The organism is Streptomyces sp. NPDC044064 (assembly GCF_056434245.1).
In genome coordinates this window covers 297004-322122 of the sequence record NZ_JBWKFN010000002.1, presented here as the reverse complement: position 1 = coordinate 322122, position 25119 = coordinate 297004, and the positions used below count along the sequence as shown (strand labels likewise).

The 25119-nt window shown below is 72.9% G+C and carries 17 protein-coding genes; 14 read left to right on the top strand and 3 right to left on the bottom strand.

Translation table 11 applies throughout. The features are described 5' to 3' along the window. The first annotated feature begins 57 nt into the window (after nt 1-57). From AC07DS_RS04495 to AC07DS_RS04470, 6 genes are all read left to right on the top strand, one after another. Entirely contained in the window at nt 58-1215 is a 1158-nt protein-coding gene (locus AC07DS_RS04495) for a ComEA family DNA-binding protein (protein WP_479142597.1), read from the top strand. Next, a complete protein-coding gene (locus tag AC07DS_RS04490) occupies nt 1212-3734 on the top strand; it encodes a ComEC/Rec2 family competence protein (protein WP_479142595.1) in 2523 nt (840 codons plus the stop codon). Before AC07DS_RS04495 ends, AC07DS_RS04490 begins: the two co-directional genes overlap by 4 nt. 27 nt (nt 3735-3761) lie before the next feature. Beyond that, entirely contained in the window at nt 3762-4598 is an 837-nt protein-coding gene (locus AC07DS_RS04485; RefSeq protein WP_479142593.1) for an arylamine N-acetyltransferase family protein, read from the top strand. Between the two features lie 55 nt (nt 4599-4653). Continuing rightward, on the top strand, nt 4654-4899 hold the full coding sequence (locus tag AC07DS_RS04480) for a hypothetical protein (RefSeq protein ID WP_479142591.1): 246 nt from the start codon (nt 4654-4656) through the stop codon (nt 4897-4899). A gap of 98 nt (nt 4900-4997) precedes the next feature. Beyond that, nucleotides 4998-5987, top strand: coding sequence for a DNA polymerase III subunit delta (holA, locus tag AC07DS_RS04475; RefSeq protein WP_479142589.1), 990 nt, complete (start codon nt 4998-5000; stop codon nt 5985-5987). Between the two features lie 119 nt (nt 5988-6106). After that, nucleotides 6107-6502, top strand: coding sequence for a nuclear transport factor 2 family protein (locus tag AC07DS_RS04470; RefSeq protein WP_479142587.1), 396 nt, complete (start codon nt 6107-6109; stop codon nt 6500-6502). 199 nt (nt 6503-6701) lie between these two features. Here AC07DS_RS04470 and rpsT read toward each other — a convergent pair whose 3' ends face one another. Next, on the bottom strand, nt 6702-6968 hold the full coding sequence (gene rpsT / locus AC07DS_RS04465; protein WP_145878540.1) for a 30S ribosomal protein S20: 267 nt from the start codon (nt 6966-6968) through the stop codon (nt 6702-6704). 226 nt (nt 6969-7194) lie between these two features. On the opposite strand from rpsT, the gene lepA reads away from it, so the two are divergent. From lepA to AC07DS_RS04435, 6 genes are all read left to right on the top strand, one after another. Beyond that, complete coding sequence (gene lepA / locus AC07DS_RS04460; RefSeq protein ID WP_479142586.1) at nt 7195-9069, top strand: translation elongation factor 4; 1875 nt, start codon at nt 7195-7197, stop codon at nt 9067-9069. Nucleotides 9070-9332: 263 nt separating this feature from the next. Further along, nucleotides 9333-11207: an AMP-dependent synthetase/ligase gene (locus AC07DS_RS04455; RefSeq protein WP_479142584.1), complete on the top strand. Its 1875-nt coding sequence runs from the start codon at nt 9333-9335 to the stop codon at nt 11205-11207. A gap of 146 nt (nt 11208-11353) precedes the next feature. Then, on the top strand, nt 11354-17017 hold the full coding sequence (locus AC07DS_RS04450) for an AAA domain-containing protein (protein WP_479142583.1): 5664 nt from the start codon (nt 11354-11356) through the stop codon (nt 17015-17017). Between the two features lie 188 nt (nt 17018-17205). Further along, nucleotides 17206-19083 (top strand): SpoIIE family protein phosphatase, encoded by a 1878-nt coding sequence (locus AC07DS_RS04445; RefSeq protein WP_479142899.1) that lies wholly within the window; start codon nt 17206-17208, stop codon nt 19081-19083. 27 nt (nt 19084-19110) lie between these two features. Then, entirely contained in the window at nt 19111-20343 is a 1233-nt protein-coding gene (gene hemW, locus AC07DS_RS04440) for a radical SAM family heme chaperone HemW (RefSeq protein WP_479142582.1), read from the top strand. Between the two features lie 27 nt (nt 20344-20370). Continuing rightward, entirely contained in the window at nt 20371-20934 is a 564-nt protein-coding gene (locus AC07DS_RS04435) for a hypothetical protein (protein WP_479142581.1), read from the top strand. 48 nt (nt 20935-20982) lie between these two features. Here the strand turns inward: AC07DS_RS04435 and AC07DS_RS04430 are convergent, their stop codons facing one another. Together AC07DS_RS04430 and AC07DS_RS04425 are read right to left on the bottom strand one after the other, a co-directional pair. Next, nucleotides 20983-21849 (bottom strand): DUF3097 domain-containing protein, encoded by an 867-nt coding sequence (locus AC07DS_RS04430; protein WP_479142580.1) that lies wholly within the window; start codon nt 21847-21849, stop codon nt 20983-20985. Nucleotides 21850-21883: 34 nt separating this feature from the next. Further along, nucleotides 21884-22618, bottom strand: a complete 735-nt coding sequence (locus AC07DS_RS04425; protein WP_479142578.1) for an MBL fold metallo-hydrolase — start codon at nt 22616-22618, stop codon at nt 21884-21886. 152 nt (nt 22619-22770) lie between these two features. Between AC07DS_RS04425 and hrcA the strand changes: the two genes are divergently transcribed. Together hrcA and dnaJ are read left to right on the top strand one after the other, a co-directional pair. After that, a complete protein-coding gene (gene hrcA, locus AC07DS_RS04420) occupies nt 22771-23787 on the top strand; it encodes a heat-inducible transcriptional repressor HrcA (RefSeq protein ID WP_145878552.1) in 1017 nt (338 codons plus the stop codon). Then, entirely contained in the window at nt 23788-24924 is a 1137-nt protein-coding gene (dnaJ, locus tag AC07DS_RS04415; RefSeq protein ID WP_468808550.1) for a molecular chaperone DnaJ, read from the top strand. The last annotated feature ends 195 nt before the right edge of the window (nt 24925-25119 follow it).

The window sequence follows — 25119 nt, the reverse complement described above, 5'->3', positions numbered from 1 at the left end:
ATCCACGGGAATTGACCAAGATCATCGTGAAGTGGCGAGATGTTCCATCCTCGTCGCATGGCACTTCGATCACACGCACGCACCGCCACCCCGACCAGCGGACCGGGCCGTGGCCCCGCCTCCGACGGACGCATCCGCCGCCACCCCGCCGACCGTGGCCGCGCCCGTCACCGAGTCCCCGCACCCGCGGAGGAGCTGCGCCGCCGCGCGGAGCTCCTCTTCGGTGAACGAGCCGTGCAATGGCGGGAGTCGGGGAACGCACCGCCGGAGAGGCGGCAGCCGGCGCGTACGGCGACGGGGGTGGGTGCGGCGCCCGGGCTGAGGGCGGCTACGCGGGCGGCGCCCGGGCCGAGTGCGGCAACGGGACCGGCGCCCGATGTCGGTAGGGCGTTGCCCGAACTCACCGGGGCGCGCGTGCTGTCCGCCGAGCCGGGGCCGGCTGCGGTGCCCGAGGAGCAGCCGACCGGCCCGGCCGGCCGTTCGGACCCGGCGGAGCCTGTCCTGCCGGGCCTTCGGGAGCGGGCCGGGCTCGCTGTGCGGGAGCGGTTGCCGGTGTGGTTGCAGGCGCGGTGCGGGGTGGAGCGGCGGGGAGTGGTCGCACTCACCGTGGTGCTGGTGGTGGCCGCAGTGTTCGCCGTCCAGCACTTCTGGGCCGGGCGGACACAGACTGTGAACGCTCCCCAAGTGGTGCGTGCCGAGGCGCCGTTCGCCGGGAAGGAGGAGGGCGCGAGGTCCGCCGGTGTCGTCAGCGCCTCGGCGAAGCCGGGCGGGGAGATCGTCGTCGACGTCAGCGGCAAGGTGCGCAGGCCCGGGATCCGGCGGCTGCCGGCCGGCTCGCGGGTGGCGGACGCCCTGCGGGCGGCGGGCGGGGTGCGGCCGGGCGTGAGCACCGAGGGGCTCAACCGGGCCCGCTTCCTGGTGGACGGCGAGCAGGTCCTGGTCGGCGCGTCCGCAGGAGCGGCGGCCGCCCCGCCCGGGCCTGGTGGTGGTACGGGCTCCGGACCTGCGAGGACGGGACCGGCGGCCCCGGTCTCCCTCAACACGGCCACCGCGGACCAGCTCGACACCCTGCCCGGAGTCGGCCCCGTGCTGGCCCAGCACATCATCGACTACCGCACCCGGCACGGCGGCTTCCGCTCGGTCGACGAGCTCCGCCAGGTCAACGGCATCGGCGACCGCCGCTTCTCCGACCTGCGGGCCATGGTGCAGCCGTGAGCGGCCCCTCGGAGCAGCAGCCGCCGGCCCCGACCGACCTCCGTCTGGTGCTCCCGGCACTCGCGGCCTGGGCGACGGCTGCCCTGGTCCTCGACGCTCCGCCGGGCTGGAGTGCCGGCATCGCCCTCGCCTGTCTGCTCGCCGGAGCAGTCCTGCTGTCGGCCCGGCGGCGGGCGAGGCCGGGCGGACCGCCCGTCCGGTTCGCCCGGGCCCGTGCCCCGGTCGCCGCCGTGCTTCTGTGCGTGGCCGCGGCCGCCGCCTCCGCCGGACTGCACGGGGCGGATGTGCGGCGCGGGCCGGTGCCCGAGCTGGCGCGGCGGTTCGCGACCGTGACCGCCGAGGTCGAGCTGACCGGCGACCCCTGGCTGAGCAGGCCACGGGTGCGGGGCGATCACGCGGCGTCCGTGGCGGTGCTGGCCAGGGCGGAGGTGCGGCGCGTGGCCGAGGGAGACGGGGCGGGAGCAGCGACGAGGACTCCCGTGCTGCTGGTCGTCGACACGGACGTGCCGGCGCCAGGCACACCTCCCACGGGTGACGCGACCGGTGTGAGCGGCGCACGCCCCGGCTGGCTCGGGCTGCTGCCGTCCACCCGGCTGCGGGTGTACGCCCGGCTGGCGCCCGCCCTGACGGGCGGGGACCGGACAGCGGCCGTGCTGCGAGTGCGGAGCGAGCCCGTGCCGGAGGTCGTCGCGGGGCCGAGCGGGCCGCAGCGGCTGGCGGGCCGGCTCAGGGCCGGGTTGCAGGAGGCGACCGCGGGACTGCCGGCGGACGCCCGGGCGCTGCTTCCCGGGCTGGTCGTCGGCGACACCTCCCGGATCACACCCGAACTGGACGACGCCTTCAAGGAGACGGACCTGGCGCACACGCTCGCCGTCTCGGGCAGCAATCTCACGATCCTGCTCGCGCTGCTGATCGGGCCACCCGGACTCGCCCAGCGCGTCGAGCGCCGGGGCCTCGCCCCGCGCCTGGGGCTCTCGCTGCGGGCCACCGCCCTGCTCGCGGGAGCGCTCACGCTCGCCTTCGTGATCGTGTGCCGGCCCGACCCCAGCGTGCTGCGGGCCGCCGCCTGCGGCGCGGTCGCCCTGCTCGCCCTGGCGACGGGGCGTCGCAGATCCCTGGTCCCGGCGCTCGCCACGGCCGTCCTCCTGCTGGTGCTGTACGACCCCTGGCTGGCCCGCAGCTTCGGCTTCCTGCTCTCCGTGCTGGCCACCGGTGCCCTGCTCGTACTCGCGCCCGGCTGGAGCGAGGCGCTGCAGCGGCGCCGGGTGCCGGCCCGGCTCGCCGAGGGGCTGGCCGCGGCCGCCGCCGCACAGGCCGTGTGCGCGCCGGTCGTGGCGGTGCTGTCGGCCCGGGTGAGCCTGGTGGCGGTGCCCTGCAACCTGCTGGCCGAGGTCGCGGTCGCTCCGGCCACCGTGCTGGGGTTCGCCGCGCTCGCCACGGCGCCGGTGGCGATGCCGCTCGCCAAGGTGCTGGCCTGGTGCGCCGGTTGGCCCGCCGGATGGATCGCGCAGGTCGCCCGGACCGGGGCGGCGTTGCCCGGAGCGGGAGTGGACTGGCCGGGGAGCTGGCCCGGGGCGCTGCTGCTGGCGGCGGTCACCGTGGCGGTCGTCCTGGCCGGCCGGCGCCTGTTGCGGCACCCCTGGTGGTGCGGTGCGCTCGCCGTGCTGCTTCTGCTGGCGGTGGTGCGGCCGGCGCCGCTGACCCGGGTGATCACGGGCTGGCCCCTGCCGGGCTGGCGGTACGCGATGTGCGACGTCGGGCAGGGCGACGCGACGGTGCTGGCGGCCGGTGAGGGGGCAGGAGTGGTCGTGGACACCGGACCCGACCCCGCGCCGGTCGATCACTGCCTGCGGGAGCTGGGCATCACCCGCATCCCCCTGGTCGTCCTGACCCATTTCCACGCCGACCATGTCGCGGGGCTGCCCGGTGTGCTGCGCGGCCGCTCGGTGGCCGCGATCGAGACCACGGGCTTCGAGGAACCGGCGGATCAGGCCGAGTTCGTGAGAAGGGAGGCGGCCGATCGGCACATCCCGCTCACCCGGGCCGTGGCCGGGGAGGAGCGCCGCAGCGGGCCCCTGGACTGGCAGGTGCTGTGGCCACCCGCCGTCCCGGCCCCGGGGCAGCCCGCGGTACCGGAGCCGGACGGACCGAACGACGCCAGCGTCGCCCTGCTCGTCCGGTCCGGCGGACTGCGGATGCTGCTTCTCGGGGACCTCGAACCCCCCGCTCAGCAGGCCCTGTTGCGCTCCCCGGCCGCGGCCCGGCTGGCGGGAGTGGACGTGCTGAAGGTGGCCCATCACGGCTCGGCCCATCAGGACCCGGACCTGATACGGCTGGCGGCCCCGCGGGTGGCGCTCATCTCCTGCGGCGCCGACAACCCCTACGGCCACCCGGCACCGGCGACCGTCGCCGCACTGAGGACAGGCGGAGCGGTGGTGCTGCGCACGGACCGGGACGGTGCGCTCGCGGTCGGCGGGAGCGGCGGGACGGACGGGGAGGTGCGGGTGGCCAGAGACTGAGGGCGACGGTTCGCCGAGACTGGGTGCATGAACTCAGCACAGGCAGACGCCTATCTCCGCCGCCTCGGGGCCGCCCGCCCGCCGCACCTCACCACCGAGGCCCTGCGCGAGCTGCACCTGCGCCACCTGCGGACCGTGCCCTTCGAGAACCTGTCCATCCACCTCGGCGAGGAGATCGTGCTGGAGGAGAAGCGGCTGCTGGACAAGGTGGTCGAGGGGCGGCGGGGCGGCTTCTGCTACGAACTCAACGGCGCATTCGGGGCGTTGCTCGCCGCCCTCGGATACGAGGTCCAACTGCTGGCGGGGCGGGTGTACGGGGACGAGGGGCGCCTCGGCATCCCGTACGACCATCTCGCGCTGCGGGTGCGGACGGCGGACGGCGGGGACTGGCTCGCCGACGTCGGATTCGGGGCGCACAGCCACTATCCGCTGGCGTTCGCGGAACGAGAGGACCAGCCGGACCCCGGCGGGACGTTCCGGGTGACGGAGGCCGGCCCGGATCCCGCCGGAGTGCTCGGTGGCGGGGGCGGCCCGGCCGGGGCCCCGGACCTGGATGTCGTACGGAACGGAAAGCCGCAGTACCGGCTGGATACGCGGCCCCGCGCGCTCGGGGACTTCGCGGCCGGGGCCTGGTGGCACAGCACCTCGCCGCAGTCGCACTTCACCCGGTCCCTGGTGTGCTCACGGGTGACGCAGGACGGTGGGCGGATCACTCTCAGCGGCCGGACGTCGACGACGACGGCCCCCGACGGGAGGAAGGAGACAACGGAACTGGGGACGGACGAGGAGGTGCTGGCGGCGTACCGGGAGCGGTTCGGGATCGAGCTGGGCCGGGTGCCGGCCGTGCGGAGTCGGAACGGCTGATCCGGAAGGGCGGACCTGGCCGTTCGGCGTGTGGCGGGTGCCGGAGAATGGGGCGGTGAGCGATGTGAGACACGTGCTGGTGCTGCCCGACCGCGATGCCGCCGAGGAGGCGGCCGAGGCGCTCGGGGAGCGCTTCGCCATCGACGAGGAGCCCCAGCTCGTCCGGGACGCCCTGGCCGGCGAGGACGATGCGGAGGACGCCCAGTGGCTGCTGGTCCTGCACGACGCGAACGGACGCCTGGACCCCGCCGAACTGGACGCCTTCGCGGGGGAGTGGGACGGCTGGCGCGAGGAGCCGTGACCCCGAGGCCGGTTCCGGGGCAGGCTCCGGGGGCGGTCCGGGACCGGTCGGGGTGCGCGGCCGGTTCGTTGTCAGTGCCGCGTGGGATGCTGTAGGCGATGGCCAGGAAGACTGCGAATGACGACCCTCTCGCCCCGGTGACCCTTGCCGTGGGCCAGGAAGACCTCCTGCTCGACCGTGCCGTGCAGGAGGTGGTGGCCGCAGCCAGGGCCGCCGACGCCGACACGGACGTACGGGACCTGACCCCGGACCAGTTGCAGCCCGGCACGCTGGCCGAGCTGACGAGTCCCTCGCTCTTCGCCGAGCGCAAGGTCGTGGTCGTACGCAACGCGCAGGATCTCTCGGCCGACACGGTCAAGGACGTGAAGGCGTACCTGGGGGCGCCCGCGGAGGAGATCACCCTCGTGCTGCTGCATGCGGGCGGCGTGAAGGGCAAGGGGCTGCTGGACGCCGCGCGCAAGGCAGGGGCGCGGGAGGTGGCCTGCCCGAAGATGACCAAGCCTGCGGACCGGCTGGCGTTCGTGCGGGGCGAGTTCCGGGGGCTCGGACGGTCGGCCACGCCCGAGGCGTGCCAGGCGCTGGTCGACGCGATCGGCAGCGATCTGCGCGAGCTGGCCTCGGCGGTGGCGCAGCTCGTCGCCGACGTCGAGGGGACGATCGACGAGGCCGTCGTCGGGCGGTACTACACCGGGCGGGCCGAGGCGTCCAGCTTCACGGTCGCCGACCGCGCGGTGGAGGGCCGTACGGCGGAGGCGCTGGAGGCGCTGCGGTGGTCGCTGTCCACCGGGGTGGCCCCGGTGATGATCACCAGCGCGCTGGCCCAGGGGGTGCGGGCGATCGGGAAGCTGTCGTCGGCGCGCGGCGGCCGGCCCGCCGACCTCGCCCGTGAGCTGGGCATGCCGCCGTGGAAGATCGACCGTGTGCGCCAGCAGATGCGGGGCTGGACGCCGGACGGGGTGGCAGTGGCACTGCGGGCGGTCGCCGAGGCCGACGCGGGCGTGAAGGGCGGCAGTGACGACCCCGAGTACGCGCTGGAGAAGGCGGTCGTGACGATCGCCCGGGCCGCGCGGTCCAGAGGGCGGGGCTGAGCCTCAGGGCCCGTCCGGCCCTGGGCCGGAGCGGTGATCCAGTCGCCCGGTGGCCGTCGGCGAGGAGAATCGGAGCTGTCAGCCGTACATCGCCGGAACACTGGAAGGTGGCGATCGCCATGGCTGAACATCCGCACGCAGTCCTGGTCCGTAAGGCTTACGACGCCTTCTTCCGAGCCGACATGGACGCCCTGCGGGAGCTGATGACCTCGGACGTGACCTATCACGCGCCCGGCAGCCATCCGCTCTCCGGCGACTTCAAGGGCCGGAACGCCGTGATCGACATGTACGGCAAGCTCTTCCAGGACAGCGGCGGCAGTCTGCGTATCCAGCTGCGCAGCGTGTTCGTCGATGGCCGGGGGCATGTCGTGGCCCTGCACCACGCCACCGCGGAGCGTGGGGACAGGCGCTACGGGGAGGAAGGATGCCTCGTCTTCAGGATCGTCGGGGACAAGATCACCGACATCGACGAGTGCGTAGCGGACGTCGACAGGAGCAACGCCTTCTGGTCGTGAGGCGAAGGCCCGGGGCGGCCATGCCGAAGGCCCCGCCGCCCACCCTGGGGAAGGGAGGGCACCGGGGCCTCGGACCAAGCTGTCGAGCCCGTTCCCGCGTGGCGAACGCAGGCCGCGAACAGGCTCTGGGGTGCCGGACGGGAGCGGATGAGAGAGGGCCCGCTCTGGGTCCTTCCGGCGGTCAGATCAAAAGGGAGTCTCAGCCCTTGAGGGACGTGACCTTGGAAGCAAGCGCCGACTTCTTGTTGGCGGCCTGGTTCTTGTGGATGACGCCCTTCGAGACGGCCTTGTCGAGCGCACGCGCGGCAACGCGCTGCAGCTCGGTGGCCTTCTCGACGTCACCCGCGGCAGCGGCCTCACGGGCCTTGCGGATCGCGGTCTTCAGGGAGGACTTGACGGCCTTGTTGCGCAGCCGAGCCTTCTCGTTGGTCTTGATCCGCTTGATCTGGGACTTGATGTTCGCCACGAAGGAGCCTTTTCAGGTTCAGGTGCGGGCCGCTCGGGTCCCGTACCGGTGATCCAAAAATTTTCTGTTCGTGCCTCGCGCTGAGAGGGCATGAGGCACAGCCATCTACAGTACCAGTGGCTCTCCGGGCGGCCCAAAACGGTCTCCGGTCCCTACGCGTGGGACCATGGAGACTACGTATCGATCCGACCCGAGGCATAAGGCGCCTCAAGAGACAGGACCCTGCGTGCCCGCGACCCCTAACCATGTGCCCGAGCCGAGCCGTACCGCCCCGGCTCTGATCCGCAATTTCTGCATCATCGCGCACATCGACCACGGCAAGTCCACGCTCGCCGACCGGATGCTCCAGCTGACCGGTGTGGTCGAGCAGCGGCAGATGCGTGCTCAGTACCTCGACCGGATGGACATCGAGCGCGAGCGCGGCATCACGATCAAGTCCCAGGCGGTGCGTCTGCCCTGGGCCCCGACAGAGGGCCCCGACCAGGGCACGACGCACATCCTCAACATGATCGACACCCCGGGGCACGTCGACTTCACCTATGAGGTCTCGCGGTCGCTGGCCGCCTGCGAGGGGACCATCCTCCTCGTCGACGCCGCCCAGGGCATCGAGGCGCAGACCCTCGCCAACCTCTACCTGGCGATGGAGAACGACCTCACGATCATCCCCGTGCTGAACAAGATCGACCTGCCGGCCGCGCAGCCGGAGAAGTTCGCCGAGGAGCTGGCGAACCTGGTCGGCTGCGACCCGTCGGACGTCCTGAAGGTCTCCGCCAAGACCGGCCTCGGCGTCGACGCGCTGCTGAACAAGGTCGTCAAGGAGATCCCGGCGCCGGTCGGGGTCGCCGACGCACCGGCCCGCGCGATGATCTTCGACTCGGTCTACGACTCCTACCGCGGTGTCGTGACCTACGTCCGTGTCATCGACGGCCAGCTCAACAAGCGCGAGCGCATCAGGATGATGTCGACCGGCGCCACCCACGAGCTGCTGGAGATCGGCGTCAGCTCGCCCGAGATGCTCCCGGCGGACGGTCTCGGCGTCGGTGAGGTGGGCTACCTCATCACCGGTGTGAAGGACGTGCGCCAGTCCAAGGTCGGTGACACCGTCACCAGCCAGGCCAAGGGCGCCACCGAGGCGCTCGGCGGCTACAAGGACCCGAAGCCGATGGTCTTCTCGGGTCTGTATCCGCTGGACGGCTCCGACTACCCGGAGCTGCGCGAGGCCCTCGACAAGCTGCAGCTCAACGACGCCGCGCTGGTCTACGAGCCGGAGACCTCCGCGGCCCTCGGCTTCGGCTTCCGCGTCGGCTTTCTCGGCCTGCTGCACCTGGACGTGATCCGGGAGCGGCTGGAGCGCGAGTTCGGCCTCGACCTGATCGCCACCGCGCCCAACGTGGTCTACCGCGTGGTCATGGAGGACCACACCGAGCACATCGTCACCAACCCGAGCGAATTCCCCGAGGGGAAGATCGGCGAGGTGTACGAGCCGGTCGTGCGCGCCACCATCCTGGCGCCCACCGAGTTCATCGGCTCGATCATGGAGCTGTGCCAGACCCGGCGCGGCACCCTGCTCGGCATGGACTACCTCTCCGAGGACCGGGTCGAGATCCGCTACACCCTTCCGCTCGCGGAGATCGTCTTCGACTTCTTCGACCAGCTGAAGTCCAAGACCCGCGGCTACGCGTCCCTCGACTACGAGCCCACCGGCGAGCAGACCTCCAGCCTGGTCAAGGTCGACATCCTGCTGCACGGCGACAAGGTGGACGCATTCTCGGCGATCACCCACAAGGACGCCGCGTACGCGTACGGGGTGCGGCTCGTCGCCAAGCTGCGCGAGCTCATCCCGCGGCAGGCCTTCGAGGTGCCGATCCAGGCCGCCATCGGCTCCCGGGTCATCGCCCGCGAGACCATCCGCGCCATCCGCAAGGACGTCCTCGCCAAGTGCTACGGCGGTGACATCTCCCGTAAGCGGAAGCTGCTGGAGAAGCAGAAGGAAGGCAAGAAGCGGATGAAGATGGTGGGTTCCGTGGAGGTTCCGCAGGAGGCCTTCATCGCGGTCCTGTCCAGCGATGACAGCGCGGCGTCGGGCAAGGGCAAGAAGTAACCAACGGTAACGGCGGGCTGTGTCCGCAAACCGGGCACAACAGGGGCTCGTCGTGCGAAAGCATGGCGGGCCCCTACGCGTGCGTAGCGTCGCTCTGAGTGGAAAGTGACAGGCCGATGCCCCTTACGCAGCGGCCGGTCGCCCCTTACTCTGATCCCTGCTCGATAGTTACTCGCGAGTTAAACAACAAGCCCGAACCCCACCCGTGAGTTAACCCAGCCGCACCTGAGCCAGCCGCACTGTCGCGGGCCCCGGAGGATGTCGTGACCGACACACAGACCCTGATCGAGAACCGTCCGCCGTCCGTCGCGGCCCTCTTCCTGGAGCGCGTGGCGGCCACACCGGACGCCGAGGCCTACCGCTACCCGGTCCGGCCCGCTTCCGGCCAGGGGCCCGACGACTGGAAGTCGCTGAGCTGGGCCGAGGCGGCGCAGCGGGTGTACGCGATCGCGGCCGGGCTCATCGAACTGGGTCTGCAGCCCGAGCAGCGGGTGGCGCTGGCCTCCTCGACCCGCGTCGAGTGGATCCTCGCCGACCTCGGCATCATGTGCGCGGGCGGCGCCACCACGACCGTCTACCCGCAGACCAACGCCGACGAGTCCGCGTTCATCCTCTCCGACTCCGAGAGCCGGGTGCTGATCGCCGAGGACGCGGCACAGGTCGCCAAGGCGGTGGAGAAGCGCGCCGAGCTGCCCGCGCTGACCAAGGTCGTCGTCATCGACCCGGCCGGCGTCGAGACCGACGACTGGGTGACCACCCTCACCGAGCTGGAGCAGCGCGGCGCCGCCTATCTGGAGAAGCACCCCGAGCTGATCAAGGAGCGGGTCGGCGCGCTCACCAAGGACCAGCTCGCCACCCTCATCTACACCTCCGGCACCACCGGCCGCCCCAAGGGTGTGCGCCTGCCGCACGACAACTGGGCGTACATGGCGAAGGCCATCGCCGCGACCGGCCTGATCAGCGGCGAGGACGTGCAGTACCTGTGGCTGCCGCTCGCCCACGTCTTCGGCAAGGTCCTCACCTCCGGCCAGATCGAGGTCGGCCACGTCACCGCCGTCGACGGCCGCGTCGACAAGATCATCGAGAACCTCCCGGTGGTGCAGCCGACGTACATGGCGGCCGTGCCGCGCATCTTCGAGAAGGTCTACAACGGCGTCGCCGCCAAGGCCCGCGAGGGCGGCGGGGCCAAGTACAAGATCTTCCAGTGGGCCGCCGAGGTCTCCCGCGAGTACGCCAAGGTCTCGCAGGACAACTTCCGCCGCACCGGCAGTCACGCCGTGCCGTTCGGCCTCGGCGCCAAGCACAAGGTCGCCGACGCCCTCGTCTACTCCAAGCTGCGGGAGGCCTTCGGCGGCCGGCTGCGCGCCTGCGTCTCGGGCGCCTCCGCGCTTTCCCCCGAGATCGGCTACTTCTTCGCCGGCGCCGGCATCCACATCCTGGAGGGCTACGGCCTCACCGAGACCTCCGCCGCCTCCTTCGTCAACCCGGGCGAGGCCTACCGCACCGGCACCGTCGGCAAGCCGTTGCCCGGCTGCGAGGTGCGCATCGCGGACGACGGCGAGATCCTGCTGCGCGGCCCCGGCATCATGGACGGCTACCACCAGCAGCCCGAGAAGACCGCCGAGGTGCTGGAGAGCGACGGCTGGTTCCACACCGGCGACATCGGCGAGCTGTCGCCCGACGGCTACCTGCGCATCACCGACCGCAAGAAGGACCTCATCAAGACCTCCGGCGGCAAGTACGTCGCACCGGCCGAGGTCGAGGGCCAGTTCAAGGCGGTCTGCCCGTACGTCTCCAACATCCTGGTGCACGGCGCCGACCGGAACTACTGCACGGCCCTCATCGCCCTCGACGAGATCACCGTCCTGCAGTGGGCCAAGGAGAACGGTCTGGACGGAAAGTCGTACGCCGAGATCGTCGCGGCCCCGCAGACGGTCGAGATGGTCGACGGCTACGTCAAGCAGCTCAACGAGGGCCTGCAGCGCTGGCAGACCATCAAGAAGTTCCGGCTGCTGCCGCGCGACCTGGACGTCGAGCACGGTGAGATCACCCCGAGCCTGAAGCTGAAGCGGCCGGTGGTCGAGCGGACGTACAAGGCCCTGATCGACGAGATGTACTCGGGCACCCGCGAGGCGTGAGACAACCGTCCGGCCCCGGAAGGCACTTCGCCTTCCGGGGCCGTCGTGTGCCCGGAACAGGCGGAAAGGGCACGAGTGTCAGACCCGCCCCCTAGGATGCACACAATCCCTCCACATGTGGGTTCCGCCAGTTCAGCGAGGTGAGCGTGCCCGTGTCCGCCGCGACGCCCGACGACGTCGTCCGTCACGTCTTCCGCTATCTCGCGGAGGTGGGCGAAAGCCGCACCAGGCCGGTACGCACCCACGACGACGCCCGGCACCAGATGTGGTTCGCCGATCTGCCCGAGCAGTTCGCCTGCTTCCTCACCGAAGCCGTCCCCGGCGACACCCCGTTGTGGCTGCGGGCCGACCGGCCCGTACGGCACGACCCGCCCGCACCGCCGCTGCCCCTCGCTCACTGGCTGGACGGACGGGAGATCCACGACTCCGAGCGCCAGGAGCCGCCCGCGCCCCGCACCGAGGCGGAGGTCCCGGCCGACGAGGTGTCGGCGGGCGGCAGTTCACGCACCGGGCACCGCACGGTCGCCCTCGCCGACCACCCCCACCGCGACGTCGTGCACGAGCAGTACGCCACCTGGTCGCGCCAGTGGGAGAGGTGGGCGGCGCGCGACCGCGTCACGAAACCGGTCGTCCGCGCCTACGACCGCCTCTACCGCCTGTGCGTGGACGCCTCCGAGCTCGGCGAGAGCTTCGAACTCGTCGTCGGCTTCGGCCATCTGACCTGGTCCGCCCAGAACGAGCCGATCCGCCGGCACCTCGTCACCTGCCGGGCCGTCATCGCCATCGACCCCGACACCGGGGCCATCACCGTCGGACCCGACCCCGAGCACGGCAGCCCGGTCCTCGAGGAGTCCATGCTCGACGCCGGGCAGAAGGCGCGCGCCGAGATCCGCACCCTGGTCCGCCACGAGCTGGAAGCCGCCGGTGACACCACGGACGCGACGCTCGCCGACCAGCTGCACCGCGCGCTCAGGACCTGGACCATCGCCGCCCACGAAGCGGGCCGCTACGACCCCTCACCCGTCCGGCACCGCGCGACGGGAGACCCCGCCGTACCGGTCGTCGGCTTCGCGCCCGTGCTGCTGCTCAGGGAGCGCACCCGGCGCAGCATGCTCGAAGCACTGCGCGGTGTCGCCCTGCACATCGAACAGGGCGCCGAGCCCACCGCACTGCTCCGCGCCGTGGCCGGAGCCGGCGGCGGCCGCCCGCTGGGCGACCCCGGGCCCGGCACCCCGGAGGCTCGCGGCGCCCGGTCCGAGCTGTACTTCGCCCTGCCGTCCAACGACGAGCAGCGCACCATCGCCGAGCGGCTGCGTGACCGCGACCTGGTCGTGGTGCAGGGACCGCCCGGCACCGGCAAGACCCACACCATCGCCAACCTGGTCACCGACCTCCTCGCCCACGGCAACCGCGTCCTGATCACCAGCCACACGGCCCGCGCCCTGAAGGTCCTGCGGGACAAACTCCCCGCCAGCATCCGTGAACTGTGCGTCAGCCGCACCGACGACGGAGCCGGGCAGCAGGAACTGGAACAGTCGGTCAAGGCCATCCTCGACCGGCAGGGCGACTTCTCCGCGCGCGCCTACCGCCGCCGCATCCAGGAGCACGAGGAGCGCCTCAGGTCCGCGCGCTCCGCACAGGCGCTCGCCCTCAAGTCCCTGCGGGCCCTGCGGGAGCAGGAGACCTACCGCCACCCGGCCGAGATCGGCGACTACGAGGGCACCCTGACCCGCATCGCCGAACGCCTCGCCGCCGAGCGCCCGCGGTACGAGTGGCTCGGCGTCGTCCCCGCCAAGTCGCCCACGCTCGACCCCGAGGCCCTGACGGACCTGCGCCGCACGGCCCTCGCCTTCACCGGCCGGCACCGCGCCCTCGCGGCCACGGTCACCGCCGCGCTGCCCGATCCGGGGCGCCTGCCCACCGGACCCGCCTTCGCCGAGGCGGTCGAGACCGTCCGGGAGGCCGAGGCCGACCTCGCCGAGCTCCGCCAGGACGGCTCCGCCTCGCGCCTGGACGACGCCGTGTCCACCCTGGCCGTCGAGCAGCAGGACCAGCTGGCGGCGGCCCTGGACCGGTTCACGGCGGCTGCCGCCGCTGCGGCCACCCTGCCCGCCGACCGGGCCGCGGCACTGCGCCGCGAGGTCATGGCCGGGCAGTACCTGCAAACCCGCGACCGGCACACACGCACCGCGGCGGCCCTGACCGCGGTCGAGGAGGCGGCGGCGGCCCTCGGCTCCACCCTGGTCAGCGGCCTGGAGCCGTACGACGTGCCGACGGCGCTGGGGCTGGCCGGCTCCCTGCGCGACGGCCTCGCCGCCGGCGAGAAGCTGCGCGGCCCGCTCGGCCTGAAGACCCGGCTGCGCAAGGCGGTCGGTGACTTCCCCGAGACGGCGCGGGTCGACGGCCGCACCGTCGAGACGGAGGCCGCCGCCTCCGCCGTGGTGTACCGCGTCACCCTGGAGCGGCACCTGCAGGACATCGAGCAGGAGTGGGGCGAGGGCGCCGAGGCCTGGCAGAGCGTCAACCGGCGCATGACCCGGCTGCGCCAGGACATCCACACCCTCTCCGCCCTCAGCACCCTGGCCGACCTGCGTCAGGACGTGACGCGCGGGGCGGCGCCCGCACCGGGGCTCGCGGGCGTCGACTGGGCGGACGAGGAGCAGGTGCACACCGTCCGCGCCGCGCTCCGCGCCCGCGCCGCCCGCCGCGCCGCCGACCCCGCCCGCGCGCTGCTCACCGACGCGCTCGACGTGCTCCGGGCCGCCGCCCGCAAGCGGGGCGCGACGGCGCCCGTGGAGCGGGCGCGCGCGGCAGCCGAGGCCCGGGACGCCGCCGCCTACGGCGCCGCGGTCGGCGAACTGGACGGCCTGCGCGTGGCCCTGGACCGCAAGAAGGCCTGCGACGACGCCTACCGGGTGGTCGCTGCCGAACTTCCCGACCTCGCCGACGCGTTGGAGTCCACGCCGGACGATCCCGCCTGGGACACACGTCTGCCGGAGGCGGAGGCCGCCTGGGCCTGGTCGGCCTGGCACGCCCGGATGACGGACCTGACGGACCCCGGGGCCGAGGCGCGCCAGCTGCGCCTGCTCGCCGAGGCGGACGCCGACATCCGCATCGGCCTGGAGCGGCTGGCGGCCGACAAGGCCTGGTTCAACTGCCTGTCCAGGCTCACCGACGACCAGGCCGTCGCCCTCACCTCGTACCAGCAGAACGTCCGCAGGCTCGGCAAGGGCACCGGCAAGTACGCGGCCACCTACCGCAGGCAGGCGCGGGAGAGCCTCCAGGCCAGCCAGGAGGCCGTACCCGCCTGGATCATGCCGCTGCACCAGGTGACCGAGACCGTCCCCATGGACCGCGCGGGCCGCTTCGACGTGGTGATCATCGACGAGGCGAGCCAGTCCGGGCCCGAGGCGCTGCTGCTCGCCTGGCTCGGCGCGAAGGTCGTGGTCGTCGGCGACGACCAGCAGGTCAGCCCGGCCCAGGTCGGCGTCGACCACGACGAGCAGTTCGCCCTCCAGCGGCGGCTGCTCGGCGAGCTGCCCGCCGCCCGCCGCAATCTGTTCACGCCGACCGCCAGCCTCTTCGACATCGCCTCCGGACTCGCCGGCGGCCGTGGCCGGCTGATGCTCCGGGAGCACTTCCGCTGCATGCCGGAGATCATCGGCTTCTCCAACGAGCTCTGCTACGGCGGCCGGCTGCAGCCCCTGCGGCAGTACGGCGCCGACCGGCTGCCACCGCTGCGCGCGGTCCACGTGACCGACGGCTGGGTGGAGGGCAGCGGGCAGAAGCAGGTCAACCGGCCCGAGGCCGAGCGGCTGGTGGACACCGTCGCCCGCTGCATCGCGGACCCGGCCTACGCCGGTCGCAGCATGGGTGTGATCACCCTGCTCGGTGCCGGGCAGAAGTTCCTCATCGAGGACCTGCTGGCCGACCGGATCCCGCTCGACGAGCGGCAGCGGCGGCGGCTGCGCGTGGGCAACGCCGAGGAGTTCCAGGGGGACGAGCGCGACGTCGTCTTCATCGGCACCGTCGCCTCGCTCACCGGTCCGGACGGGCCGCGCCGCGTCGGCTCCTACAGCAGCGCCCTGAACCGGCAGCACCTCAACGTGGCCGCCTCCCGGGCCCGCGACCAGGTGTGGCTCTTCCACAGCGTGACGCTCACGGAGTGGGGCGAGACCGATCTGCGGCGCGCCTACCTCGACTGGTTCTCCCGGCCGGCCGAGGAGCGGGACGGCGCGGGACTCGGCGAGGTCCGCCCGGACGTGCCGCACGAGGCGTTCGACAGCCTCTTCGAGCAGCGGGTGTACCTGGCCCTGCGGGCCCGGGGCCACCTGGTGCGGCCCCAGTACCCGGCCGGCCGCTACCGCATCGACCTCGTCGTCGAGGGCGGCACCCGGCGCCTGGCCGTGGAGTGCGACGGCGACGCCTTCCACAACGAGGAGAACGCGGACGCGGACGCGGCGCGCCAGCGTGAACTGGAGCGGGTCGGCTGGACGTTCGTCCGCATCCGCGGCAGCCGCTTCTTCCTCGACCCGGAGAAGGCCCTCGAACCCCTGTGGGCGGAGCTGGACCGACTGGGCATCGAACGGGCGACGGCCGGCGCCGAGAGGAAGCCCCGACCGTCCGACCCGGCCGCTCCGGCCGCAGCTTCGGCCCCGACAGCCGCAGTTCCGGCCGCGCCGGCCGCGCCTGAGGCTGCGGCCGCCCCCGAACCCCGTCCCCGCACTGCCGTACGACAGCCCCGTGCATCCGTACCGCAGCCCCGCCCGGCGGAACCGCCCACCACCCCGGCCGCACCGCGCGGCACTCCGCCCAAACCGCCCGCCGCATCACAAGCCATCCCCGCCGAAACCGAGTTGGTCTCCGTGGCCCGTCTCGACCGCGACGAGGTCAACTCGGCCCAGCACGCGTTCAGCCTGCGTACGACCGTGGCCGGTGCCGCCCGCTTTCTCAGCGACGCCGGGGTCCCGGGCTTTCCGGGCGCCGACGCCGTGGAAGTCCTGCGCGGTGGGCGGCCCGTCGCACGGGTGGCCCATGCCGAGGTGCAGGCGATGATCCGGGCCGCGATCGCGCGCGTCGACGTGCCCGTCATCGGAGACGACGGCCAGGTCGGAGTGGCCCGCTACCACGCGCCCGGCACCCCCGAAGCCGCCCACGGCCGGACGACGGAGCTGCTCCGTGTGGACCGACGGCCGACGGGAGCCGGAGCGGCGGACCGGCAGCCCGTGGCCCGGAACGCACCCAGCCGCACAGCGGCCAGGGACACGCTGCCCGCCCTGCCGCGGCAGCCCGTGCGGACCACCGAGACGGCCGCCGTGACTCGGGCCGCTCCCTCCAACGAGCGAACGTCGCCGCGCCTTCGGGTCGACCGGATCAGTCTGGGCGCCCACCGGAGGGTGCAGCGGGAACTCGAGCGGGTGCAGGACGTGCTCGACCTGCCGTTGCCCGAGGTGGTGGCCGTCGACTCCTCGTCCCGCAAGGCCCAGCTGGCCGACCACGAGAAGCGGCGCGAGGCGCTGAAGGAACGGCGCAGCTTCCTGCGGGCCCTGCTCGACCAGGTCGTACCCGACCCGTCGTACACCGGCGGTGCCGTCGTCGTGCCGGGATGCCTCGTCGGCGTGGAGGACCTGGACGAACCGGGGATCACGGCGTACGAGATAGCGTTGCTCGCCGGTGACGAGGCGGAGCGGCTCAGCCCCGACTCGGCCTTGGGCAAGGCACTGTTGTGGCGCGAGGTGGGGGACGAGGTGACCTGGCGGACCGAGCGCGGCACGACGCTGCGCGTGCTCATCCGGTACATCGAGGACTGAGCCGAAGCCACGGCAGCACCGAGCCGAAGCCACGGCAGGATCGAGCCGAGGATGCGCGGATGCTCGAATTCCGCACATTTTCCGACCGTGTTCGAGCACACCCGTAGCACAGTTCTCACGGGTGCCTGTCCACTTCGGTAACTCAGCGCATAGGCGTGGGGTCCCTCTGTCACCCTGGCCGCATGGACATGGCGGCCATACCGACGCAGCGGGAGAGCGAGAGTCACGATTGTGGGGCACAGGGACTCGCCACCCTGCCCGGCAGTCCCCTCGCGCCCGGCTCCGCCCGTGCGCTGGTGCGCGCCGCCTTCGCCGAGTGGGCCGGCCGTGGGCTCGTCGACCCGGTGAGGTCCGCACGGCTGGCCGACGACGCCACGGCCGTCGTCAGCGAACTCGTCACCAACGCCGTCGTCCACGCGGGCACGGAGGTGGAGGTCGACTGGCGCCTGGAGGAGTCCGGCGCGTTCGTGGTGGAAGTGCGCGACCACCACCCGGCGCGCGCGCCGCGCGACCCAGCGCGCGGCGAGGCGCCGTACGACACCCCCGAGTACGGGCGCGGCCTGCGCCTGGTCGCGACCCTCGCCGAGTCCTGGGGCGTCACCTACCGCACCGGCACCAAGACGGTGTGGGCGCGGCTGTGCGCCGACGGCGGGGAGGACCCGGACGGGCACGCACCGGCCCACACCCTGGCGGCCGCCGAGGCGCTCGCGCCGCAGCCGCAGCGTCCCGGAGCCGACCGGGACTGGCTCGGCCGGGGCGCGCTGTCCTTCCTCGCCGAGGCCTCCGACCTGCTCGCCGGGCAGCTGGACGAGAACCTGGTCACGGCCCTCACCGGCCAGCTGATCGTGCCCCGGCTCGCCGACTGGTGCGCCGTGTGGCTGGAGGACGAGGCGACCGTGCGCGGCGGCGACGGCGGCGCGCCCACGCGTGTCTGGCACGCCAGCGAGAACCGCATCGAGGAGCTGTCCCGCGCCCTGGAGAAGGATCCGCCCTGCCCGCGGGACGGGACGGGGCTCTCGCCGTTCGAGCAGAGCCGGGAGTGGGGGAGGTCCGGCCCGGAGCCGTACCCGTGGCCCGGTGACGCGCTCGGCCCGCAGGACGTCCACGGCGCGGCGCTGGCGTACCGGCTGATCGCGGGTGGCCGCCCGCTGGGCACGCTGGTCATCGGGCGCTACGGGCTGCTGAGCTTCCCGGACGAGGTCACCGGGCTCGTCGAGGATCTCGCCCGCCGGGTCGCCCTGGCCATCGGTGCCGCCCGCCAGTACGCCCGGCAGGCCACCATCAGCGCCGTCCTGCAGCGCGGCCTGCTGCCCGGCGCGGTCGCCGAGATCCCCGGAGTGAGCAGCGCGCTCGTCTACGAGCCCTGCGACAAGGGCGGCCCGAGCGGCGACTTCTACGACCTGTTCCCGGCGGGCGACGGCCGCTGGTGCTTCGCCATCGGCGACGTGCAGGGCAAGGGCCCGGAGGCGGCGGTCGTGATCGGGCTCGCCCGCCCCTGGCTGCGACTGCTCGCCCGCGAGGGCTACCGGGTCGCCGACGTCCTCGACCGGCTCAACCAGCTCCTGCTGGACGACGCCACCGAGGCCGCCGACGCGGCCGCCCGCGCGCTGGTGGCCGGCGGGGCCCGGCCCGTGGCCCCCGGGGACGGCCCGCAGACCCGGTTCCTGTCCCTCCTGTACGGCGAGCTGACCCCGCACGACGGCGGCGTCCGCTGCACCCTCGCCTCCGCCGGACACCCCCTGCCGCTGCTGCTGCGTCCCGACGGCGACGTGCGCACCGCCGCCCGCCCGCAGACCCTGCTGGGCGTCGTGGAGGACGAGACCTACACCAGCGAGACCGTCGAGCTGGGCCCCGGCGACAGCCTGCTGTGCGTGACCGACGGGGTGACCGAGCGCCGTTCCGGCTCCCGCCAGTTCGACGACGGCGACGGGCTCGCGCGGGCCCTGTCCGGCTGTGCCGGCCTGAGCGCCGACCTGATCGCGGAAAGGATCCGTCGTCTGGTGCACGACTTCGGCGGCGGCCTGCCGGAGGACGATCTGGCCCTGCTGGTGCTTCAGGCGGAGTAACCGGCGGCGTACGGGACAATGGAGGACATGCCTTCCGCACTTCCCGACGGCGAGCCGGTCCCCGACGACGGCGCGCTGCCCGCCACCGCGCTCGCCGGCGCCACCGACCGACCCCTCGGGTTCTATCTGCACGTCCCGTACTGCGCGACCCGCTGCGGCTACTGCGACTTCAACACGTACACCGCGACCGAGCTGCGCGGCACCGGCGGAGTACTCGCCTCCCGGGACAACTACGCGGACACCCTGACCGACGAGATCCGCCTGGCCCGCAAGGTGCTCGGCGACGACCCGCGCGAGGTCCGTACGGTCTTCGTCGGCGGCGGTACGCCGACCCTGCTGGCCGCCGACGACCTGGTGCGGATGCTCGGCGCGATCCGCGACGAGTTCGGTCTCGCGCCGGACGCGGAGATCACGACGGAGGCGAACCCGGAGTCGGTCGACCCGGCCTACCTCGCCACCCTGCGCGAGGGCGGCTTCAACCGGATCTCCTTCGGCATGCAGAGCGCGAAGCAGCACGTGCTGCGCGTGCTCGACCGCACGCACACCCCGGGCCGTCCCGAGGCATGCGTGGCGGAGGCGCGGGCCACGGGCTTCGAGCACGTCAACCTGGACCTGATCTACGGCACGCCGGGGGAGTCGGACGACGACTGGCGGGCCTCGCTGGACGCCGCGCTGGGGGCGGGGCCCGATCACATCAGTGCGTACGCGCTGATCGTCGAGGAGGGCACGCAGCTCGCCCGCCGGATCCGCCGGGGCGAGGTTCCGATGACGGACGACGACGTCCACGCCGATCGCTATCTGATCGCCGAGGAGATGCTGTCCGCGGCCGGCTTCGACTGGTACGAGGTCTCCAACTGGGCCACCTCGGAGGCCGCCCGCTGCCTGCACAACGAGCTGTACTGGCGGGGTGCGGACTGGTGGGGCGCCGGGCCGGGGGCGCATTCGCACGTGGGCGGGGTGCGCTGGTGGAACGTCAAGCACCCGGGTGCGTACGCGGCGGCGCTGGCGTCGGGCCGCTCACCGGGCGCGGGCCGGGAGCTGCTGTCCGACGAGGACCGCCGGGTGGAGCGCGTCCTGCTGGAGCTGCGGCTGCTGGAGGGGGTTCCGCTGTCGCTCCTGAAGGAGGAGGGGCTCGCGGCCTCCCGACGGGCCCTGGCGGACGGCCTGCTGCAGTCCGGTCCGTACGAGGAGGGACGAGCGGTGCTGACGCTGCGCGGGCGACTGCTGGCGGACGCGGTGGTGCGGGACCTGGTGGACTGATCGTCGGGCTGGGTACAGTTTCCGGCCGTGGTCTCTGACAGACGGCCGGATCCGGACGCCACCGTGGTGCGGTACGGGCTGCGGTGGCTGCTGTGGACGCTGCCCCTGGTGGTGTTGCTCGGCGGTGTGGGCGTGCTCGGCCTGCTGCTCGTGATCGACCAGGGATTCCACCTCGTCGCCCTGTTCTGCCTGCTCGGCCTGGTCCGGGCCGGGTTCGCGCTGCGCACCGTGCTGCGGTGGCGCGGACTGGTCACTGCCCTCGACGCGAACGGGTTCTGGGTCCTGCGGCGCGGGAAGGCCGTGCTGTTGCCCTGGGACGCGCTGGCCGGGGTCGGCCTCCACTGGACACGTGTCGGCCGCAGGCTGGTCCACACGGTGGAGCTGTGCCCCCGCGGTGACATCGACCGTGACGACCCGTTGCTCCGGGAGTTCGTCCGCGACACGGCGCCACTGCGCGAGGGGCTGCCCCGGCTGCGCCACCGCTTCGACGTACGGCACTTCTTCAGCGTGTACGACCGCGCGCTCCGCCGCTGGGCGCCGCCCGAGCTGTGGTTCGGGCGCGTCGAGCAGCCCGGCTCCCACCTGCGGTAGCCGGACCGCGCCGGCCACCGGCAGCGCATCCGCGAGCCGCCGCCGGGCTCACTCGGCCGGGGCAGTGACGAAGTCGATCAGTTCCTCCACCCTGCCCAGCAACTCCGGTTCCAGATCCTTGTAGGACCGCACCCGCGACAGAATCCCCTGCCACACCGCCCCCGTGTTGTCCGACGGCCACCCCAGCGCCCTGCACACCCCCGTCTTCCAGTCCTCCCCGCGCGGCACCCGGGGCCAGCCGGGAATCCCCAGGGGCGAGGGCTTCACGGCCTCCCAGATGTCGATGTACGGGTGACCGACCACCAGCGCGTGCTCGCTCGTCACCGACTCGGCGATGCGCCACTCCTTCGTGCCCGGGACGAGGTGGTCCACGAGCACGCCCAGCCGCGCGTCCGGCCCGGGCCCGAACTCCGCCACGATCGCCGGCAGGTCGTCCACGCCCTCCAGGTACTCCACGACCACGCCCTCGATGCGCAGGTCGTCGCCCCACACCTTCTCGACCAGCTCGGCGTCGTGCCGGCCCTCGACGTAGATGCGTCCGGCGCGGGCCACCCGCGCGCGTGCGCCCGGGACGGCCACCGAACCGGACGCCGTACGGGTGGGCCGCACCGGCCCCGAGGCGGGCCGCACCAGGGTGACCACCCTGCCCTCCAGCAGGAAGCCGCGCGGCTCCAGCGGGAACACCCGGTGCTTGCCGAAGCGGTCCTCCAGCGTCACCGTGCCCGCCTCGCAGCGGATCACCGCGCCGCAGAAACCGGTGCCGGGCTCCTCGACCACCAGGCCGGGCTCCGCCGGCACCTCCGGCACCGGTTTGGGCTGCTTCCACGGCGGGGTCAGGTCCGGTGAATACACACGAGGGCGCGGGCCCGAAGGGCCCTCGTTGGAAGGGCGGTGGCGGGAGACGGGTGGGCGCATTCGGATGACGATAGGAGAAGCCGCCGACCTGCACTCACGACACGCCGAAACGCGCTGCCAGCTCGTCGCGTTGCCGTCGTACGAACGCCGCGTCGACCACCGCACCGTGACCGGGGACGTACAGAGCGTCCTCGCCGCCGAGTGCGAGTAGCCGGTCCAGGGCGTCGGGCCAGCGGGACGGTACGGCGTCCGGGCCCGCCTGGGGTTCGCCGGACTCCTCGACCAGGTCGCCGCAGAAGACGATCTCCGCGGCCCCGGGGGCCGAGCCGGGGACGAGGACCGCGAGATCGTGGGCCGTGTGGCCGGGGCCCACGTTGGCCAGCAGCACCTGCCGGCCGTCGCCGAGGTCCAGCGTCCACTCGCCCGAGACCAGGTGGCGGGGAGCGGCCAGGGCGGCGACGGCCGCGTCCGCGTCCGCTTCCGGCAGTCCGTGCCGGACCGCGTCCCGGCGCAGCTCCTCGCGTTCGTACGCGAACACCGCGTCGGTGCCCACCGCCGCGTACGTCCGGGCCCCGGCGAAGGCGGCCGTGCCGAAGACGTGGTCGAAGTGGGGGTGGGTGAGCGCGAGATGGGTCACACCGTGCCCCGCCAGCTGTTCCGCCCACGTCCGCAGCCGCTCGCCCTCGGCCGGGCTCGACCCGGCGTCCACCACCAGCGCCGTACCGGCCCCGAGAACCAGGCCCACAGTGCAGTCCCAGCCGGGCAGCCGGCACCGCCCCACCCCGGGCGCCAGCCGCTCCCACCCCAGCTCTTCCCAAGTCACCGTCATACCGCGACGCTAGCGGTACGGCAGGACCGACCTTGCCCAGTGAGTACCCCACGCCCGTACACTTGGCTGGGGAAGGCTGGCACTCGAACACGCAGAGTGCCAGGCGGGCGACCGGAAGAGCCGAGGGAGCGACATGCTGGAGGTGCGCGCGGATGCTGAGTGAACGCAGGCTTCAGGTGCTGCGCGCCATCGTCCAGGACTACGTGGGCACCGAGGAGCCGGTGGGCTCGAAAGCGCTCACCGAGCGGCACAACCTCGGAGTCTCTCCGGCGACCGTGCGCAACGACATGGCGGCCCTGGAGGACGAGGGGTACATCGCCCAGCCGCACACCAGTGCCGGGCGCATCCCCACCGACAAGGGCTACCGGCTGTTCGTCGACAAGCTCGCGGGCGTCAAGCCGATGACCGGCCCCGAGCGCCGGGCGATCCAGAACTTCCTGGAGGGCGCCGTCGACCTGGACGACGTCGTGGCACGCACGGTACGGCTGCTCGCGCAGCTGACCCGGCAGGTCGCCGTCGTGCAGTACCCGTCCCTGACCCGGTCCACCGTGCGGCACGTGGAGCTGCTCTCACTCGCCCCCGCGCGGGTGATGCTCGTGCTGATCACGGACACCGGCCGGGTCGAGCAGCGGATGGTCGACTGCCCTGCGCCCTTCGGTGAGGCGTCCCTGGCGGACCTCAGGGCCCGGCTGAACAGCCGGGTCGCGGGCCGCAGGTTCACCGATGTGCCGCGCCTGGTCGAGGACCTGCCCGAGGGCTTCGACGTCGAGGACCGCGGTACGGTCTCCGCAGTGCTCTCCACCCTGTTGGAGACACTGGTCGAGGAGAACGAGGAGCGGCTGATGATCGGCGGCACCGCCAATCTCACCCGCTTCGGACATGACTTCCCCCTCGTGATCCGGCCAGTGCTGGAGGCCCTTGAGGAGCAGGTCGTGCTCCTCAAGCTCCTCGGCGAGGCGAAGGATCCGGGCATGACCGTGCGCATCGGGCACGAGAACGCCCACGAGGGACTCAACTCCACCTCCGTCGTGTCGGTCGGCTACGGTTCGGGCGGCGAGGCGGTTGCCAAGCTCGGCGTGGTCGGACCGACCCGCATGGACTACCCGGGAACGATGGGAGCGGTACGCGCAGTGGCACGGTACGTCGGACAGATCCTGGCGGAGTCGTAAGTGGCCACGGACTACTACGCCGTTCTCGGCGTGCGCCGCGACGCGTCGCAGGATGAGATCAAGAAGGCGTTCCGTCGGCTCGCGCGCGAGCTGCACCCGGACGTCAATCCGGATCCGAAGACCCAGGAGCGGTTCAAGGAGATCAACGCCGCTTACGAGGTGCTGTCGGACCCGCAGAAGAAGCAGGTCTACGACCTCGGCGGCGACCCGCTCTCCCAGGCGGGCGGCGCCGGAGCGGGCGGCTTCGGGGCCGGTGGCTTCGGCAACTTCTCCGACATCATGGACGCGTTCTTCGGTACGGCGTCGCAGCGCGGCCCGCGCTCGCGCACCCGGCGCGGCCAGGACGCGATGATCCGCATCGAGGTCGAGCTGGACGAGGCGGCCTTCGGGACGACCAAGGACATCCAGGTCGACACCGCGATCGTCTGCAACACCTGCAACGGTGAGGGCGCCGCTCCCGGCACGTCCGCCCAGACGTGTGACATGTGCCGCGGCCGCGGTGAGGTCTCCCAGGTGACCCGGTCCTTCCTGGGCCAGGTCATGACCTCCCGCCCCTGCCCCCAGTGCCAGGGCTTCGGCACGGTCGTGCCGACCCCGTGCCCGGAGTGCGCGGGCGACGGCCGGGTCCGCTCCCGGCGCACGCTCACCGTCAAGATCCCGGCCGGTGTCGACAACGGCACCCGCATCCAGCTGGCCGGCGAGGGCGAGGTCGGCCCCGGCGGCGGTCCGGCCGGTGACCTGTACGTCGAGATCCACGAGCTGCCGCACTCGACCTTCCAGCGGCGCGGCGACGACCTGCACTGCACGGTCACGATCCCGATGACGGCGGCGGCCCTGGGCACCAAGGTGCCACTGGAGACCCTGGACGGCATGGAGGAGGTCGACATCCGGCCCGGCACCCAGTCCGGCCAGTCGATCCCGCTGCACAACCGGGGCGTCACGCACCTGCGCGGCGGCGGCCGGGGTGACCTGATCGTCCACGTCGAGGTCACGACCCCGACCAAGCTCGACCCCGAGCAGGAGCGACTGCTGCGCGAGCTGGCGAAGCTGCGCGGTGAGGAGCGTCCGCAGGGACAGTTCCAGCCGGGTCAGCAGGGGCTCTTCTCGCGGTTGAAGGACGCTTTCAACGGGCGCTGACGCCGGCTGGAGCGGCGGCCGGGGGTCCGGGGGTCGTCCCCCGGACAGGCACAGTCAGCCGGGTCAGCAGGGGCTCTTCTCGCGGTTGAAGGACGCCTTCAACGGGCGCTGAGCCATCGGCCGCGGGGTGCTTCGGTACCCCGCATGCCGGTGGCCTATGCCGCGGGAAGCCCGGATTCGGACTTGTTCGGAGGA